At 44.4% G+C, this 17694-nt stretch carries 19 protein-coding genes; 15 read left to right on the top strand and 4 right to left on the bottom strand.

Translation table 11 applies throughout. The annotated features are described in order from the left end of the window. Positions 1-177: 177 nt before the first annotated feature. Positions 178-909, bottom strand: coding sequence for a hypothetical protein (locus tag ACZGCQ_RS07870; RefSeq protein WP_064299590.1), 732 nt, complete (start codon positions 907-909; stop codon positions 178-180). 132 nt (positions 910-1041) lie between these two features. Here ACZGCQ_RS07870 and ACZGCQ_RS07865 point away from each other — a divergent pair, with 132 nt between their 5' ends. The 7 genes from ACZGCQ_RS07865 to ACZGCQ_RS07835 all read left to right on the top strand — a co-directional run bounded on the left by ACZGCQ_RS07865 (position 1042) and on the right by ACZGCQ_RS07835 (position 6834). Continuing rightward, complete coding sequence (locus ACZGCQ_RS07865; protein WP_023468869.1) at positions 1042-1599, top strand: GNAT family N-acetyltransferase; 558 nt, start codon at positions 1042-1044, stop codon at positions 1597-1599. A gap of 8 nt (positions 1600-1607) precedes the next feature. After that, positions 1608-2321 carry an alpha/beta fold hydrolase gene (locus ACZGCQ_RS07860; RefSeq protein WP_064299591.1) on the top strand — a complete coding sequence of 238 codons (714 nt, stop codon included), beginning with the start codon at positions 1608-1610 and terminating at the stop codon, positions 2319-2321. Between the two features lie 86 nt (positions 2322-2407). After that, a complete protein-coding gene (locus ACZGCQ_RS07855) occupies positions 2408-3499 on the top strand; it encodes a conserved virulence factor C family protein (protein ID WP_050677558.1) in 1092 nt (363 codons plus the stop codon). A 360-nt stretch (positions 3500-3859) separates the two neighbouring features. Then, entirely contained in the window at positions 3860-4072 is a 213-nt protein-coding gene (locus ACZGCQ_RS07850; RefSeq protein ID WP_023468866.1) for a hypothetical protein, read from the top strand. Between the two features lie 79 nt (positions 4073-4151). Next, the gene (locus ACZGCQ_RS07845) at positions 4152-4595 is read left to right on the top strand and encodes a BsuPI-related putative proteinase inhibitor (RefSeq protein WP_064299592.1); all 444 of its coding nucleotides are present in this window, start codon (positions 4152-4154) and stop codon (positions 4593-4595) included. A gap of 33 nt (positions 4596-4628) precedes the next feature. After that, a complete protein-coding gene (nadE, locus tag ACZGCQ_RS07840; RefSeq protein WP_064299593.1) occupies positions 4629-5447 on the top strand; it encodes an ammonia-dependent NAD(+) synthetase in 819 nt (272 codons plus the stop codon). Positions 5448-5562: 115 nt separating this feature from the next. Then, positions 5563-6834 (top strand): FAD-dependent oxidoreductase, encoded by a 1272-nt coding sequence (locus ACZGCQ_RS07835; RefSeq protein WP_481265979.1) that lies wholly within the window; start codon positions 5563-5565, stop codon positions 6832-6834. A 58-nt stretch (positions 6835-6892) separates the two neighbouring features. On the opposite strand, the gene ACZGCQ_RS07830 is transcribed toward ACZGCQ_RS07835, so the two are convergent. Further along, positions 6893-7288, bottom strand: coding sequence for a disulfide bond formation protein B (locus tag ACZGCQ_RS07830; RefSeq protein WP_481265978.1), 396 nt, complete (start codon positions 7286-7288; stop codon positions 6893-6895). Positions 7289-7353: 65 nt separating this feature from the next. On the opposite strand from ACZGCQ_RS07830, the gene ACZGCQ_RS07825 reads away from it, so the two are divergent. The 5 genes from ACZGCQ_RS07825 (at position 7354) to ACZGCQ_RS07805 (ending at position 12780) form a co-directional block, all read left to right on the top strand. Further along, on the top strand, positions 7354-8244 hold the full coding sequence (locus ACZGCQ_RS07825) for a LysR family transcriptional regulator (RefSeq protein ID WP_029342184.1): 891 nt from the start codon (positions 7354-7356) through the stop codon (positions 8242-8244). Further along, entirely contained in the window at positions 8228-9340 is a 1113-nt protein-coding gene (locus tag ACZGCQ_RS07820; RefSeq protein ID WP_023468860.1) for an N-acetyldiaminopimelate deacetylase, read from the top strand. Before ACZGCQ_RS07825 ends, ACZGCQ_RS07820 begins: the two co-directional genes overlap by 17 nt. A 234-nt stretch (positions 9341-9574) precedes the next feature. Further along, complete coding sequence (locus ACZGCQ_RS07815) at positions 9575-10972, top strand: cytochrome ubiquinol oxidase subunit I (RefSeq protein WP_023468859.1); 1398 nt, start codon at positions 9575-9577, stop codon at positions 10970-10972. Positions 10973-10984: 12 nt separating this feature from the next. Further along, a complete protein-coding gene (locus ACZGCQ_RS07810; protein ID WP_023468858.1) occupies positions 10985-12007 on the top strand; it encodes a cytochrome d ubiquinol oxidase subunit II in 1023 nt (340 codons plus the stop codon). 104 nt (positions 12008-12111) lie between these two features. After that, a complete protein-coding gene (locus tag ACZGCQ_RS07805; RefSeq protein WP_023468857.1) occupies positions 12112-12780 on the top strand; it encodes a potassium channel family protein in 669 nt (222 codons plus the stop codon). Positions 12781-12817: 37 nt separating this feature from the next. Here the strand turns inward: ACZGCQ_RS07805 and ACZGCQ_RS07800 are convergent, their stop codons facing one another. Next, a complete protein-coding gene (locus ACZGCQ_RS07800) occupies positions 12818-13594 on the bottom strand; it encodes a Cof-type HAD-IIB family hydrolase (RefSeq protein WP_064299596.1) in 777 nt (258 codons plus the stop codon). A gap of 173 nt (positions 13595-13767) precedes the next feature. Here ACZGCQ_RS07800 and ACZGCQ_RS07795 point away from each other — a divergent pair, with 173 nt between their 5' ends. Both ACZGCQ_RS07795 and rnjA read left to right on the top strand, forming a co-directional pair. After that, positions 13768-13983: a DNA-dependent RNA polymerase subunit epsilon gene (locus ACZGCQ_RS07795; RefSeq protein WP_023468855.1), complete on the top strand. Its 216-nt coding sequence runs from the start codon at positions 13768-13770 to the stop codon at positions 13981-13983. Next, a complete protein-coding gene (rnjA, locus tag ACZGCQ_RS07790; RefSeq protein WP_035396693.1) occupies positions 13980-15647 on the top strand; it encodes a ribonuclease J1 in 1668 nt (555 codons plus the stop codon). Before ACZGCQ_RS07795 ends, rnjA begins: the two co-directional genes overlap by 4 nt. A 46-nt stretch (positions 15648-15693) precedes the next feature. Here rnjA and def read toward each other — a convergent pair whose 3' ends face one another. Next, positions 15694-16233 carry a peptide deformylase gene (gene def / locus ACZGCQ_RS07785; RefSeq protein ID WP_029342180.1) on the bottom strand — a complete coding sequence of 180 codons (540 nt, stop codon included), beginning with the start codon at positions 16231-16233 and terminating at the stop codon, positions 15694-15696. Positions 16234-16610: 377 nt separating this feature from the next. Between def and pdhA the strand changes: the two genes are divergently transcribed. Further along, positions 16611-17693 carry a pyruvate dehydrogenase (acetyl-transferring) E1 component subunit alpha gene (gene pdhA, locus ACZGCQ_RS07780; RefSeq protein WP_023468852.1) on the top strand — a complete coding sequence of 361 codons (1083 nt, stop codon included), beginning with the start codon at positions 16611-16613 and terminating at the stop codon, positions 17691-17693. The last annotated feature ends 1 nt before the right edge of the window (position 17694 follow it).

The raw sequence follows: 17694 nt of genomic DNA, 5'->3' as shown, positions 1-17694 counted from the left end.
AGGTTATCCTCATTATAGCGAAGTCTTCACAAGATGCTAGTCTTATTTTATGTGAAAATTCGAAAAATTTTTTAACAATATTGTCATATGGATAGGAATACCTTTTGAGAGGGAATCGTCATGCGAAATTCAAATAGAACAAAAGCATCCTTTTCTAAAAGAAAAAGATGCTAAAGGTCAATCTAACTCAAAACTCCATTTCTTTTTGCGACAAACAAGCGTTCCTCGTCGAAGGATCGATTCTTTCTCCGCTTCAAAATCTTCATGTAATACGCTCATATCTTCGTAGCGTCCTGCTACATATACGGGAATCGTGATATTTCTTGAGAAAACAGACCGTTTGGCACTTTCGAAATCAATCAATACTCCTTCTTTGAGGAGATGACGGATATGAATCATGATTTCAGCCGTTAAGGCGATCGAGGCGACGGATCGTGCGTGCTGACGAAATTTCCGTTGTACGAGATCGGAGATAAGTTGTTCTACTCGTGACCAATCCTTCAAGTAAACAGAAGCATGAAGACCATCGTGTTCGCTAAAATAGACCAGTTCATTCTCGATAGAGTCAAGGAAAGGAAGAGGTGTCCCTCGTTTCATATGCATTAAAAACAATAACTCCGCGATTTCGACATCCGTCAATACATCGAGCGAATGGGAAGATCGAATATCAATAGCAGTCAAAGGATGACGCTGGACATCCGTTGATTGTGAAAACTGTTCGATCTCATGCGATTCGATGTAATGAAGCATCGTTCGAAACGATTGTTTCGTCTGTTTGAAATCACTTCCTGAAATGAGTAAAGGACGTTTCAAATCGACGGCTGCAGCGAAATCAGAGAAATGTACTCCTGACATCGTTAATCGTTGATTTTCCTCGTCCTCATATAAGTAAAGTAACGCACTCGACATACCACTTCGCTTCCTTTCCATGACTAACTACTTCATAATTTAATAGTAGCAAAACTTCGAATTGCCTGAAAGGATATTTACTTCTGAAAACGGGCATACTACATAGAGAAGCATAAAGAGAGGTGATGGAGCATGTGGGGCTTGCGAAAGCCTTTCCCGGAATTGCGGACCGAGCGCTTCATATTACGTGAGCTCGAAAACCGTGACGCACGCGAATTGTTTAAAATCCTATCGGACGATAAAGTCATGTACTATTACGGATCAGATCCGCTCGTGACGGTCTATGAAGCTAAAAATGTCATCAGTTACTTTAAAGAACAGTTCACGCAAGGTAAAGCGATTCGCTGGGCAATTGCTGATGCACAAACGAATCAATTGATCGGTACGATCGGTTTTCATAACTGGCTGTCCCAATACCATCGGGCTGAAATTGGTTTTGAAGTCAGTCAAGACTATTGGCAACGTGGTGTCGCCTCGGAAGCGGCAAGAGCTGTTCTGACATATGGCTTTGAAGAATTTGCTCTCCATCGAATCAGCGCCCTCGTCGCACCTGAAAACCTCGCTTCTAACGCATTGGTTCAAAAATTAGGATTCAAAGCAGAAGGATTACTAGAAGATTATGCATACAGTCATGGGCGTTTCATGGATTTAACGATGTACCGTATGCTCGCATCTGAATGGAAGGGATGAGGTAGTCAATGGAAAAACAGACACTTGTACTCCTGCATGGATTTACAGGAGGAACAGATTATTTTAATCGGGTAGAAGCAAATTTACGACATTCCTTTGATGTATTACCACTAAGTTTACCAGGACATGAGGGACTCGATGTTGGTCCGGATACGATTGAAGGCTTTGCAGAATGGGTCATGCATGAACTTGATCGACGTGGTATCGACAAGCCGATCATCATCGGACATTCCTTTGGTGGATACATCACAGCTGCAATCGTTGAAGGGTACGCGGATCAAATCAGTGGATACGGTCTTGTATACTCGACAGCTAAAGCAGATGATGAACAAGCGAAACAAAAACGAAATCAAAACATCACGCGCGTAGAAGAAGTCGGTGTCAGAGAATTCGTCAATGGTCTTGTTCCATCCTTATTCGCTGAAGGGGCAGATGAGTTCGCTGTCGCTGAAGCACTTGAGATTGGATACATGATGACGGTCGAAGGAGCAATTCGTGCGCTCTCTGCGATGCGAGATCGGCGAGATATGACGAAGGTCTTGACGAAAACAAGCGTGAAGGGTCTCATCATTCACGGCACGAAAGATCAACTGATTTCAGAGGAAAGTGCATTTGCACCAAAGAATGATCATCTCATACATCGGTCAACAGACAGTGGACACATGGGGATGCTTGAGACACCGGATGCCTTCGTTGCAATCATCGAAGAAGCATTCAAGTAAGTTTTTGCCCTGCAGTCACGTCTGTAGGGCATTTGCTTTGCATTTCAGATGAGATATCTGAAATGATAGAAGTGGAGGGGATACACATGAAAATCGTAGCGATTGAACCAACACCAAGTCCAAATAACATGAAAGTCATCGTTGATGAGGTCTTTTCGGAAAAGGGGCAGACATTCGAGCATGCCTTTGGCGCGCCGGAACACATTCAGCGATTACTTGAAATACCTGGCGTTAAGTTTGTTTATCAGGTCAGTGACTTTTTATCGATCGAGCGTTATCCGAAATATGATTGGCGCTCGCTTGTCATCGATATACGACGTGCGTTCGGTGAAACGTTAAATGACGTTGAACAGCACGAGACAGATGCTGAGTATGAGCCTGTCCATCTGTTCGTACAGTTCATTTTAGGCGTACCGATGCAAATCAAAGGTGTGAAAGGATTAGAAGAAAAACGAGAAGGGCTGTCGGAACGTTTCCGGGAAGCAGCGCTATTCGTCCAACCGTTCGTTCAGAATGTCATTAGCGATCGACGCTGGGTGGAACAAGCACCTCGATACGGTGATCTTGACGAAAGCTTGCGTGAAGTAGCGAATGAGATTGAGATTGCCTATCCAGTCGAACGTATCGAACGTCTCAAGTCGCTCGCAGCAGGAGAAGATATTACATTTAGCGGTCAAGCGATTCAATCATCCGATTGGAAAGAACGATTCGCGGCGCTCGATGAACTACCTGTTGAGATGGAGTGGGTTCCAGCTTATGCTCGCCTGTTACAGGACGAGAAGATGCAAATTCGACGTCAAGCGATCGTAAAGCTTGGGATGTTCGAAGATCACCGTGAAGAACTGTTGGAGTATTTGACGAGTGCACTGCATGATCCGTCAGGAATCGTTCGCCGGACAGCAGGCGATACGATTTCAGATTGGGCGATGCCAGAAGCTGAACCAATGATGATGGAAGCGTTAGCGGATAAAAATAAATTAGTACGCTGGCGAGCTGCTCGCTTCCTGTTTGATGTCGGAACGGAACAGTCGATTCCAAGACTGCGTGAAGCAATCCGAGACCGGGAATATGAAGTGGCTCTACAAGCCGAACTCGCATTAACGCGGATCGAAAGTGGGGAAGAAGCACTAGGAACGGTTTGGCAGCAAATGAATCGAATGATAGATGAAAGTTCATAAGAACTTAAAAAATAATTGCTTGAGAGAATCATTCGACAAAATGAGTCATGGATTGTCTAGGTATATTTTCCCTGTTGTCTAAAAACGCTGGTAAAATAATCAAAATTATGTTGTCATCTTTTTGAAATCGAAATGAAATGTGTTGGAAATGCTTATTAAAACGCTTGCATTTAACAACTAAATCAAGCATTCCAAAATATCCCTGATGAGATTGAAATATTGTTTTGAAATGAAATGTCGAATGACAATTTTCTTCTTTTTCCTGCCCTTTGGTACAGTTAATCTACAATAACGAATTCGAATCATGTAGGTCATCTCTTGGCTGGGCATTATGAATGAGAAAAGGGGAGAATCGGGGATATGTTACTTTTCGCTGAAACAGATTTAGCAGTAGGATACAAGGAACGGACAAAAACAGGGGTATATGTAACGATCGAAACAATCGACAGTCGTACGATTACATTAGTCGCGCCAGCAAACGCGGCAGAGGATATTTGTGACGAACTGTTTGCGACAGGATTAGAGCAATTGTTTTCATTCAAGATGAATCCATCGACTTTACCTGTGGCATAAGCGAATCAACGTGCGAGAGAGGAGAAACCTCTCTCGCTTTTTTTGTGATAAAATTATTAAAGATAAAAGGAGGGATGAGATGAAACGTCTCGTTTTCATTCTGCTACTGCTTTCTGTTTGTTTAGCAGGTTGCCAAGAAAAGAAACAACAGGCAACAACCACGAACGAACCGATTCAGATCGCAGTCAAAACGACCAAGCAGGACGACATGATGCAATTAGACATTTCTTTAACGAATCCAAATGATCACAGTGTGAACGTGACGTATCCTTCCTCACAACGTTTTCAGGCTCAATTGATTGATGCGAAACAACACGTAACGTATGATTTTGAGAAAGAGCAAGTATTCACGCAAGCGATTGAGAAAGATACGTTCACGAAACGCGAAACGAAACAGTATACGGTTGAATTACCAATCTCCTCTTTAGGTGATAGTACGGAAGTTCGCGTATCGACAATCCGTCAGTTCAAAGGAGCAAGTGCGAAACAAACGACGGATCAGCAAATGATTGATTCAAAATGACGATTAACACAATGTGAAGGAGTGAAGCGATTCATGCAGCAAGAAATCATCCAAGTAACAGGCGTAAAACCTGTCATTGACCCAGCACAAGAAGTAAACGAGCGGGTAGCCTTCTTGAAGGCGTATCTCAAGCATACAGGAGCAAAAGGATTCGTATTAGGCATCTCTGGCGGACAAGATTCTTCGCTCGCCGGTCGTCTGTGCCAACTGGCTGTTGAAGAGTTGCGAAAAGAAGAGGGGAAAGATGTCGCGTTTTATGCGGTCCGCTTGCCCTACGGGGAACAACAAGATGAAGCAGACGCACAGACAGCCTTGACGTTCATTCAACCGGATCATTCGCTTCGTGTGAACATCAAACCAGCAGTCGAAGCATCGATGCAGGCGTTCAAAGAAGCGACAAGTGCAGAACTTTCCGACTTTAGTAAAGGTAATACGAAAGCGCGGGAGCGAATGAAAAGCCAATATGATTTAGCCGCTCATTATGGCTGTTTAGTCGTTGGAACGGATCATGCAGCTGAATTCGTGACGGGATTCTACACGAAACACGGTGATGGTGCATGTGATTTGACGCCATTGACAGGACTAAATAAACGGCAAGGGAAACAACTCTTACGTTACTTGAACGCACCAGAAGTCTTGATTGAAAAAGTTCCGACAGCAGACCTTGAGGAAAATCGTCCGGCACTACCAGACGAAGTGGCACTTGGTATGACGTATGAAGAAATCGATGACTACTTGGAAGGAAAGACGATTTCAGAAGCAAGTCAAGAAAAGTTAGAGACGCAGTATAAACGTGTTGGACACAAGCATCATATGCCGGTCTCACCACTCGATGAATGGTGGAAAGCCTAATCCAAAATAAGGAGACGTGATTTCAATCGTGAAATCACGTCTTTTTTCATGTTCTTCGATTCTTCTTCAATTGTTATGGGAAAAGAAGAGAAACGATGATTGAGGAGGCGAGAGTATGACGATTGGGATTATAGGTGGAGGGTTATCCGGCTTGACGGCAGCTGCATTATTCGCAAAACAAGGAACGCCGGTCACGCTTTGGGATGCGGGATTACTTGGAGGACGTGCCACCTCTCAAACCGTAAAAGGATTTACGTTTAATTACGGTGCTCATGCGATTTATGGACGCGATCAATCGATTCTTCGCAAACTAACGAAACAGCTCGGTATTGAAGTGACGTGGCTGGATTTCTCAGCGAGTCGTGCGAAATATGAGTTTTCAGGTCATTTGACGGCAGTTCCTGCGAATGCCTGGGGATTATTGAAAACAGAAGTCATCGAAGGAACGAACAAAGTACGTTTCACATGGGAAATCATTAAAACGATTTTACGAGTCGAACGAGGGGATCCGCAACAATCGATCGGGCAATGGTTAAAATCAGAACGAGTCGATGAACAAGTGGCACAGTTGATGCTTGATTTGGCATCAACGAACTTTTTTACGGCAGAACCCGAAAAAATTCCGTCAGACGTCTATTTCGAGTATTATCAAAAACTTTTTCGGACGCGCAAGCCTGTCTCATACATCGAAGGTGGATGGCAAGGGTTAGTACAGGAGTTGGAACGGATCATTCTAGAGAACCACGGAGAAATCTTGAAAAAAACAAAAATAACAGCAGTCGAATCGACTACGACAGGATTCTTAGTACGTGATCGAAAGAAACAAGAATGGAACGTCGAACGGATCATCTTTGCCGTACCACCGCGTGAAATCTTAAAATTAGCGACCCCCACTGCCATTCAGCGATTTGTTACACCGTACGCGAGCCATGAACCGGTAGAAGTATTCGTGTATGATCTTGGACTTCATCCGTATATCCAAACACCGTATTCATACATCTACGACCGTTCGCATCGAGCGTTCATCACGGATTTATCGCATTATGATGCAAGTCTTGCACCGAAGGATGGTCAAGTTCTTCAAGCAATCGCCTACCTTGAACACGATCGACTTGAGGATCCTGAATATATTGGACATGTCCGAACAGGAATCGAACAGATGCTTGACGTTCATTTTGCAGATTGGCGACAACGTATCGTCGCAGAACGAACGATTAAACGAGCAGTCGTACAAGAAATCAAATGGAAAATGGGGCAAGCGCCGCTTGCGACTCATATTCCGGATCATGCAGGTGTCGCTTTCGTCGGGGACTGGTGTGAAGGTACGGGACAACTCTCGGAGCTTGCGTTCTCAAGTGCCGTGAGCGTCTTCAATCGCTGGACGTGATGTACGATACAAATAAGGAGAAGCTCAAATAGCTTCTCCTTATTTGTATCGTGTTGTCTTATGCTTCATTGTTCGAACGTGCTGGATAGAACGCTAGAACTGAAAGTAATGTAAAGGCAATAAGACTCATCATCGGAATCGTCAAGAAACCAAAATAGTTGACCCATTTAATGAGGCAGCCACTCGTACATAACGCTTCGCCATCGGGTAAGCGCTCAAGGATGACGTGGTACAAGGCGACACCAAAGCCGGCAAGCACATACAGGCGGACGAAGAGCGGATCAATCGTTTTCGACCGAAATAGCGAGATGAGCAAATAAAAGGCAGTCGTATACATGAATAGTCGTTGCCACCAACAGAGCGGGCAGGGGATGAATCCGCGAATTTCACTGAAATAGAGACTGCCAAGCGTTGCAATCGTTGAGATGATGAACATAAAATGATAGCGTGTCATATGTATCGTCCTTTCTAACGTGTTAAACTAATGCCATCTTATATCATGAGGAGTCGAATCTCACATTGCAAGTGTCGGAAATGGAAATGTTGATCACCTTATCGGAAGAATTGAATATGAGGCGCGCTGCTGAACGATTATTCGTCTCGCAACCTGCACTTAGTCAACGTCTCGTTGCGATTGAACGACGCTGGGGAACAAAACTATTCATTCGTTCATCGCGTGGGTTAAGCATCACACCACAAGGAGAAAAAGTAATCGGTCTCGCAAAAGAGATGAATCGGAAGGAACTCGAGTTAAAAAGTGAATTGACGGCAGAAGAGGGTGCTGTTTATGGAACGCTTCGAATTGCCGTCGCTTCCATCATGGGGCAATACTGGCTCCCGCGTGTATTGAAACGATTCGTTGAGCGTTATCCGCATGTCCGTGTCCAGCTTGTCACGGGATGGTCCAGTGAGATGATGCGTCATATGTTAGAGGAACATTTTCATATCGGGATCATTCGTGGAAACCCGGACTGGAAAGGTGTTAAAGAACGTCTTTTCTCGGATCCGCTCTATTTAGTCGATAGTGAGTTGACGTCAATCGAACAGTTACGCGTGACGGATCGACCATTCATCCAGTTCAAGAGTGATTCAACGTACTATCAAGAAATTTTAGAATGGTGGCAAGATCGGTTCGCAAGTCCACCATCTCGGACGCTGGTCGTCGATCAAATCGAGACATGTAAGCAGATGGCTCTACATGGAATTGGATTTGCGATTTTACCCGAGTCGACGATCCAACAATCAAATGAAGTCATGCAGCTTCCGTTAAAAACATCGTCTGGAAAAATATTAAAGCGAGATACATGGATTTTGTCTACGGAATCGATGCTTGAACTAAAACAAGTTCAAGCATTTTGGGATATCGTAAAAGAAGAAGGAGGAAGTCAGTCAGATGGAATACGCCATTGAAATGCGGCGCGCGCTTCATAAAATACCAGAACCAGGGTTCAAGGAATTTAAGACGCAAGCTTTTATATTGGAACAAATTCGTGCCTATCCACCAGATCGTGTCACGTATGACACGTTTGAAACGGGTGTTTTCGTTCGAGTGAAAGGATTGACTGGGAATCGGACGATTGGATACCGGGCAGACATTGATGGGTTACCGATTGAAGAAGCGACAGGTCTTCCGTTTTGCTCGGAACATCCAGGCTTCATGCATGCCTGTGGTCACGATATGCACACGTCGATTGCGTTGGGATTGATGAAACGAATCATTGAATTGCCGGTCATGGATGATGTCGTCTTTTTATTCCAACCAGCGGAAGAAGGTCCGGGCGGGGCAGAACCGATGATTAAAAGTCCGTTGTTTGAAAAATATCGTCCAAGTGAGATGTATGGTCTTCACGTCGCACCGGAGTATCCAGTCGGTACGATTGCAAGCCGTCCCGGTGTCTTGTTCGCGAGTGCTCGAGAAGTCCATATCACGATCTATGGTCAAAGTGGTCACGCGGCCTTTCCTCATTTGACGATTGATACGGTCGTCGCACAAGCAGCCTTAATCATGCAATTGCAAACAATCGTCAGCCGATCCATCAATCCGATGAACTGTAGCGTCATCACGATCGGAAAGGTCGATGCCGGGATTCGAGAAAACGTCATCGCCGGTAGAGCAGTTCTTGACGGTACGATGCGCGCGCTCAATGGGGAAGACATGGAAAAACTGGAACGACGCGTTCGTGACATCATTCGAGGAATCGAAGCTTCCTTTGGTGTCAAGATTGATCTGCAATTCGGAAATCGTTATTACGAGGTCGTCAATGACCGACACATCGTTGATAAATTTTCATCATTCGTCAAAATGAATGCGAACTACATTGAATGTGATGCAGCAATGACAGGAGAAGACTTCGGATTCATGTTGAAGGAAATTCCAGGGATGATGTTTTGGCTTGGAGTCGACAATCCGACATCTGGACTTCATCAACCAACCTTGAATCCGGATGAATCTGCGATTCCATTTGTGATTGATTTACTCGATCATTATTTCCGAGAATATGTTTAAAAAGTTTTATGAAATAATGAAGGACATTAAGCTTTCCCTTTCGAAATCAAGAATGGGAAAGCTTTTTATATATGTAAGAATAAGAGTTTTCGAACATTTTGTGAAAAAAATCACGTGCACATGTGAACAATTTGTTACATCAAACATTATAAACAGACATAAAGGGTTATGTTCTCTATGATACGGTTATAGACCATATAGAGAAGTATGTTTTAGGAAGAGGGGGCTATATACATGTTCAATGATCCCGTATTGCTCAGTCGATTGTTGACAGGGCTCACATTAGCGTTTCACATTATATTCGCGACGATTGGTGTCGGGGTACCGCTCATGGTACTCGCAGCTGAATTCATCGGTCTGAAACGCAAAGATCCGGATTATATTTTATTAGCAAGACGGTGGACGCGTGGATACGTCGTTACCGTCGCAGTCGGTGTCGTGACAGGGACGGCAATTGGATTGCAATTATCACTACTTTGGCCGTCACTCATGCAAGTGGCTGGTCAAACGATCGCATTACCACTGTTCATGGAAACATTCGCATTCTTCTTTGAAGCGATTTTCCTCGGTATTTACCTGTATACATGGGATCGATTCAAAAACCCATGGTTACACTGGTTGATCGGGATTCCGGTCGTCATCGGTGCGACAGCATCAGCATTCTTCATTACGACGGTCAACTCCTTCATGAACTCACCAGAAGGATTTAAGATCGTCAACGGAACGCTAACGCAAATTGAACCATTAAAAGCAATGTTCAATACAGCAACACCTACAAAAGCAACACACGTCATCGTATCGGCTTATTTGACAGTCGCCTTCATCTTGGCGGCAATCGCGGCGTTCCACTTACTCCGCAAAAAAACACTCTCAGCAGCGGAAACAGCGTATCACAAAAAAGCACTTCGCTTAACGGTTATGGCTGGATTGATTTTTGCCTTCTCGACGGCACTTGTCGGGGACTTCTCAGGGAAATACTTGGCGAAATATCAGCCAGAGAAACTCGCGGCTGCTGAATGGCATTTTGAAACGACAAGTGAAGCAGAATTGATCTTTGGTGGGATACTTGATCAGCAAGAAGACGGCAGTTATGAAATCAAGGGAGCCGTCAAAATCCCATATGCACTCTCGATCCTTGCGGGTGGAGCTCCAGATACAGAAGTCATTGGTCTAAATGAGTTCGCAAAAGAAGATCAAGCACCGCTGATCGTTCACTATTTCTTCGATATCATGGTTTCGATTGGTATGTATTTGGCTGCCATCTCTGCCTTGTTCATCTTGGCATTCCGGTTGAAAAAATTAAATCCTTATAACAAATGGATTTTAAGAGGTGTCTTCATCGGTGGACCTCTGGCGATGATTTCCATTGAAGCAGGTTGGATGTATGCTGAAATTGGTCGCCAACCTTGGACACTGTACGGCATCATGCGGACAGCAGATGCGGCGACGACATCAACTGCCGTCGGTCCGATGTTGATTCTATTCAGTGCCTTGTACTTGATGCTCGGTACGATTTGTACAGTCGTATTATTACGGATGTTCAAGAAAAACCCGGTTGGAAAAGAACTTCAAGAACTTGCTGAAAACCACCACGCGCGTGGGGAAGCTATGTTCGTGGATGATAACAAGTAAGGAGGGAACGATTTGGACGTTCAAACACTAGGAATTACGGTCCTTTGGACTTTCCTGTACGGATATCTCATCGTTGCCTCAATTGACTTCGGTGCTGGATTTTACGCCTTTTATTCAAAATATACGAAGCGGGATCATTTAACGAATCGATTGATTCTTCGTTATCTCTCACCAGTGTGGGAGGTAACGAATGTCTTCTTCGTATTCTTCTTCGTCGGACTAGTCGGGTTCTTCCCGGATACCGCTTACTATTTCGGTACGGCACTACTCGTGCCAGCCTCGATCGTTCTCGTATTGATTGCGATTCGTGGTAGCTTCTATGCATTTGCCAATTATGGATCAAACGACAGCATGTTCTATACGTTCTTATATGGAGCAACTGGTCTATTGATTCCGGCGGCGATGTCAACGACATTGACAATCAGTCAAGGTGGGTTCATTCGTAAAACGAATGAAACGGTTGAGTTTTTAGGAACAAAATTATTTACGAACTTTTACTCTTGGTCGGTCGTAGCACTCGCTATCGTATCCGTCCTCTATATCAGTGCGATGTTCCTCTTGTTCTACGCAGATAAAGCGAAGGATGAAGGGGCTACTCCGCTAATTCGTAAATGGGCACTCTTCTGGAGTGGTCCGACGATTCTTGTCTGTGCACTCGTCTTCTTTGGATTGAAAAATCAAGCGGCATGGCACTATGAGAACATCTTAAACGGGAACTGGTGGTGGTTCGCTGCTAGTTTCATCTTCTTCCTCGTTGCGGTGACACTCGTCTACATGAAGAAGAATTACGGAATTGCTTTCGTCGCGGTCATGTTACAGTATGGAGTGGCATGGTTTGGTTACGGTTATACGCACTTACCATACATCTTGTATCCATATATCGATATCAACAAAGCGGTCGTTAACGAAACAATGGCTTCCGCACTCGTCGTTGTCTTCATCTTCGGACTCTTACTCTTGATTCCGGCGTTGTACTTGATTTTACGACTCTTCTTGTTCGATAACGATTATGTACGTGGGAAATCCTCAAAATAATGGATGAATAAACGCCTCTGCGAATCGCAGGGGCGTTTATAGTATTTTTAAATTGAATCGGGTACACTACTAAGGAAGAGCGATTGTGAAGGAGAGTTGTGAAAATGAATGGAGAGTTTGCAGTAATTGGACTAGGGCGCTTTGGTGGCTCGATTGTCCGCGAATTATCGAAAAATGGCTACGATGTCTTAGCGATTGACTCCGACGAGGAGCGCGTCAATGAATTCATGGGAATTGCGACGCATTCCGTCATCGCGGACACAACGGATGAGAATGTCTTAAAAAGTCTAGGAATCCGAAACTTCGATCATGTCATCGTTGCTATCGGGGAAAATATTCAAGCATCCATCTTGACGACATTGATCTTAAAAGAGCTTGGGGTACAATCGATCACCGTTAAAGCGACGAACGATTACCACGAAAAGGTATTACGCAAAATCGGAGCAGACTTCATCGTTCACCCCGAACGAGATATGGGAGTCCGGATTGCAAATGGTTTAATGAGTTCAAATATTCTTGACTATCTCGACTTATCTCAAGAATTTTCGATCGTTGAAATTAAAGTCAGTGACCGGATGGCAAAACAAACATTGATCGACCTTGATCTACGAAGCAAATACGGAGCGAACGTCGTCGCCATTAAACGTGGAGAAAACGTTCTGATTTCTCTACAAGCTGATGAAATGATTGAAAAAGGGGACTATCTCGTCGTCATTGGTGAAAATGAGGATCTCGACCGTCTAGAGCGTGCGATTCATAAAGTGAAGAACTAAAAAAGCTGAGGCGCGCCTCAGCTTTACATTTACTTAATTAAATGAGTTGGAATTCTTTTAATCCGTGTGCGATACCGTCCTCAAGGATTGGTTTCGTGACATAGTCAGCGGCAGCTTTCGTTTCTGGAAGCCCGTTGCCCATTGCAATACCCGTTCCAACGTAGCGGAGCATCTCTAAATCGTTTAAAGCATCACCGAATGCAAAGGTATCTTCGCGGCGAATATTCGTCAATTTCAGGAATTGTTTGATCCCTTCTGCTTTCGAGGAACCGACATTGATGACATCCATTGCGTGTGGGTGCCAACGAATGAAATCGAATGCGTCATACCGTTTAACATAATCCGCTTCTTCTTCGGCCGTACAGTAGACGAGCGTTTGGAAAACATCATGCGATAAGAAAGCTTCTTCATCGTGAATCGGTAATGGCATGTCGAGTTCGCCGAGCGAATCTACTACATGCGTGTCATTTGATTTCGTCGTGAAGCCTTTTGTTTCGCCAAGATAAACGAGTGTATGCCCGTTTTCTTTCGCTTGTTGCGTTAAATGCGTTAAATCCGTCTTAGGTTGTGGACGTTTGTAGATGATTTCATTTTGATGAACGACGATTTGCCCGTTATAGCCGATAATCGTATCGATGTTGAGTAGTTCACGGATTCCAGACAACATCGCAGGTCCGCGTCCAGTTGCAAGGGCTACATAGACACCATTTTCTTGAAGCTTACGAATTGCCTGTTTTGTTGATTCCGGAACAAAATGACCATCATGCAATAAGGTTCCGTCGATATCGAAAAAGACGACTTTCTGATTTGCCATGGTTTCACCTTCTCTTTTTAATTGGTCGAAATGACCTGTTCATGTGAAAGTATAGCATAACCAAAAGCGTGTTGCCGGAAGGGAACATGCCGAATAAGGATGAAAAATAGTCCATGTATCGTGTATACTGTACTAAGGACAAAAAACAATGTACTGATAAGGAGTTGCTAGGCATGATTTTTAAAGTATTTTACCAACCGCTTCGTTCGGAAGCACCTGTTCGTGAACGGACAGAAACAATGTATGTAGAAGGGGAAAGCATTCGTGACGTGCGATCAACGATTGACCACCTCAAAGATATCAACATCGAGTTCATCCGCGAAGTCAGCGGAGAATTTTTGACATACGAACAACAACATCCTGATTTCAAGGTTGCGACGTTCGAATGAAGTTCGTCAAAAACCATCAGGCCGCCGTTTTCGCACTCGGTGGACTCGGGGAAATCGGGAAGAACACGTATGTCGTTCAATTCCAAGATGAGATCATCGTCATTGACGCGGGTGTCATGTTCCCAGAAGATGAATTACTTGGAATCGACTATGTCATTCCAGATTACACGTACTTGATCAAGAACAAGGATAAGGTCAAAGGCGTCTTCATCACACACGGTCATGAAGATCACATTGGTGGTCTGCCTTTCTTGCTTAAACAAGTGAACTTACCGATTTACGCTGGGAAGATTGCGATGGGTCTCATCAAGGTGAAGTTAGAAGAGCATGGTTTGCTTCGCAACGCGGAACTGCATGAGATCGATGAAGATTCGGTCATCAAGTTCCGGAAGACAAGCATCTCGTTCTTCCGTACGACACACTCGATTCCGAATTCGTTCGGTGTCGTCGTCAAAACACCACAAGGGAACATCGTGCATACAGGGGACTTCAAGTTCGATTTCACGCCAGTCGGAGAGCCGGCTGATTTAGCGAAAATGGCTGAACTCGGTAAAGAAGGCGTATTGTGTCTTCTATCGGACTCAACGAACGCAGAAGTGGAAGGGTTTACGATGAGTGAACGTGTCGTTGGGGAAACGATCTCAGACATCTTCCGTAAAGCGGAAGGACGGATCATCTTCGCGACGTTTGCGTCGAACATCTATCGTCTGCAACAAGTCGTCAATGCTTCTGTAGAAGCAGGACGGAAAATCGTCGTCTTCGGACGTAGCATGGACAAGGTCATGATGATTGGTCAAGAACTTGATTTCATCAAAGCGCCGAAGGGTACGATCATCGAGCCGAACGAGATGAAACGTTATAAATCAAATGAGTTGACGATCCTTTGTACCGGTTCACAAGGAGAACCGATGGCTGCACTTAGCCGTATCGCAAACGGAACACATCGTCAAATCTCGATCATTCCGGATGATCTCGTCATCTTCTCGTCGTCACCAATCCCAGGAAACGTCGTTTCTGTCGGAAAGACGATCAATCAGCTGTATAAAGCTGGCGCAGATGTCATGTACGGTAAACTGAATGATATCCATACATCAGGTCACGGTAGTCAACAAGAGCAGTTGCTCATGTTACGTCTACTGAATCCGAAATACTTCATGCCGATTCACGGGGAATACCGGATGCTGAAGAAGCATATGTCGCTTGCGATGGATGCTGGTGTACCGGAAGAGAACTGCTTCGTCATGGATAACGGTGAAGTACTGGCATTAGATGCGAATGCAGCCGCTATCACTGGAAAGATTCAAGCGAATGCGGTTTATGTCGACGGTAAAGGAATCGGAGACATCGGAAACATCGTTTTACGCGATCGCCGTATTCTCTCAGAAGAGGGACTCGTCGTCGTCGTCGTGACGCTTGACTCGAAGACGAATCGTCTCGTCTCTGGACCGGACATCATCTCGCGTGGTTTCGTCTACATGCGCGAATCGGGTAATTTGATTAAAGATGCTGAACGTCTACTCAAGCGTTCACTTGATCAATCACTCGCGAACCGTAATACGAAATGGACGGACATCAAACAAGTCATCAATGATACGCTCACACCGTATTTAACAGAAAAAACACAACGTCATCCGATGGTCATGCCGATCATCATGGAAGTCTGATTCAAAAAAATCCTCGTCTCCAAAAACGGAAACGAGGATTTTTGTATTACGTGGCAGGACCGTATTCCTTGAACGGTTCTTTTTTATCAATCCGATCATAGAACATGACGCCATCTAGATGGTCGTATTCATGTTGGCAGACGATTGCTTTCATCCCTTTTAAACGTAATTTTATAGGATTTCCGTTATGATCGATGCCAGTTAGGGTAATACGCATATAGCGCGGTACATGTCCCTCTACTTCACGATCGACGGACAAACATCCTTCGCCGCCCGTTAAATACGTCTGCTCGACGGAATGACTGATGATTTTTGGATTATAGATACCAAATTCCAGCAAATCATCACCATCCGGTAAGCGGATCGCGAACATGCGCTTGTTGACACCGATTTGTGGTGCTGCAAGTCCAATACCGCTTCGTAAGTCGTATTTCTTCGCAATTTCATCATCTTGACTGTTGGCGAGGAACTCGCGCATGAGTCGCATCGTTTCCTTATCCTCATCGCTGAGAGGGAAGGTCACTTCTACTGACCGTTCGTGAAGAGCAGGAACGTCTTCGCGTACGATTTCATTCATGGTGATCATGAACAACACTCCTTTCGTCTACAAAAAGTATAGCATAGGAAAGTGGGGAATGATGACAACTAACACAGTAGGAAAATATCGAATGATACAGAAGATGGAATATTCTAGTTTTGTGATTGAATTCACAATGTGAAACGCGAAAAAAATAAAACATTTCCTTTGATTTTAAGGTGTTACAGATTTATACTTGTAACGTAATGAACAAGACACTATAACGTGTCGATTCATGATAATACAGTTTACTCAACTGAATAGGTACACAGACACATGTTCAAAGGATAGTCACACGGGACTTCGTTTTTTGGACACTATTGTCATGTGGGCAAATCAGTCAGAGGAATATTTCGCTGAACGCAGTGAAAGGATGAGGTGAAAAGATGAACGTAAACATGTTTAAAAACGTGGAAGAAAACTTTGAAACGTTCCGCATTCTTGACGAGAAAGGTGAAGTCGTCAATAAAGACGCTATGCCAGACCTCTCGGATGAAGAGCTTACGGAATTAATGCGCCGTCTCGTATACACACGTATCTGGGACCAACGTGCAATCTCACTTAACCGTCAAGGACGTCTTGGTTTCTACGCTCCAGTAGCTGGACAAGAAGCGTCAATGATCGGTACGCAATTCGCTTTGGATAAAGATGACTGGATTCTTCCTGGATACCGTGATATTCCACAAATGGTCTTCCATGGCTTCCCACTTTACAAAGCATTCTTGTTCTCACGCGGTCACATCACAGGTGGTAAGATCCCTGAAGGTGTTAACGTCTTAATGCCACAAATCATCATCGGTGCGCAGATCGTTCAAGCGGCTGGTGTTGCTCTCGGTCTTAAGAAAAGCGGTAAAGAACAAGTCGCAATCACTTACACAGGTGATGGTGGTTCTTCACAAGGTGACTTCTATGAAGGTATGAACTTCGCTGGAGCTTTCAAAGCACCTGCAATCTTCGTCGTTCAAAACAACCGTTTCGCAATCTCGACACCTGTCGAAAAACAATCTATGGCGAAAACAATCGCTCAAAAAGCTGTCGCTGCTGGTATCAATGGTATCCAAGTCGACGGTATGGACGTTCTTGCTGTATACGCAGCTACGAAACAAGCTCGTGTTGAAGCACTTAACGGTGTTCCGACATTGATCGAAACATTGACTTACCGTTACGGACCACACACACTCGCTGGTGATGATCCAACACGTTACCGTACAAAAGACATGGATGATGAGTACCAAGCACAAGATCCACTCGTCCGTTTCCGTGCTTTCATGGAAGCAAAAGGTCTTTGGAACGAAGATAAAGAGAACGAAGTCATCGAGCAAGCAAAAGCTGACGTTAAGGAAGCACTTGCACAAGCTGACAAAGAACCAAAACAAAAAGTTACAGATTTCATCAACGTGATGGCTGAAAAGCTTCCACAAAACCTGCAAGAGCAGCTTGATGAGTATACAGCAAAGGAGTCGAAATAAC

Source organism: Exiguobacterium sp. HSB13, from assembly GCF_056764755.1.
This window is presented reverse-complemented; position numbering and strand designations above follow the sequence as displayed.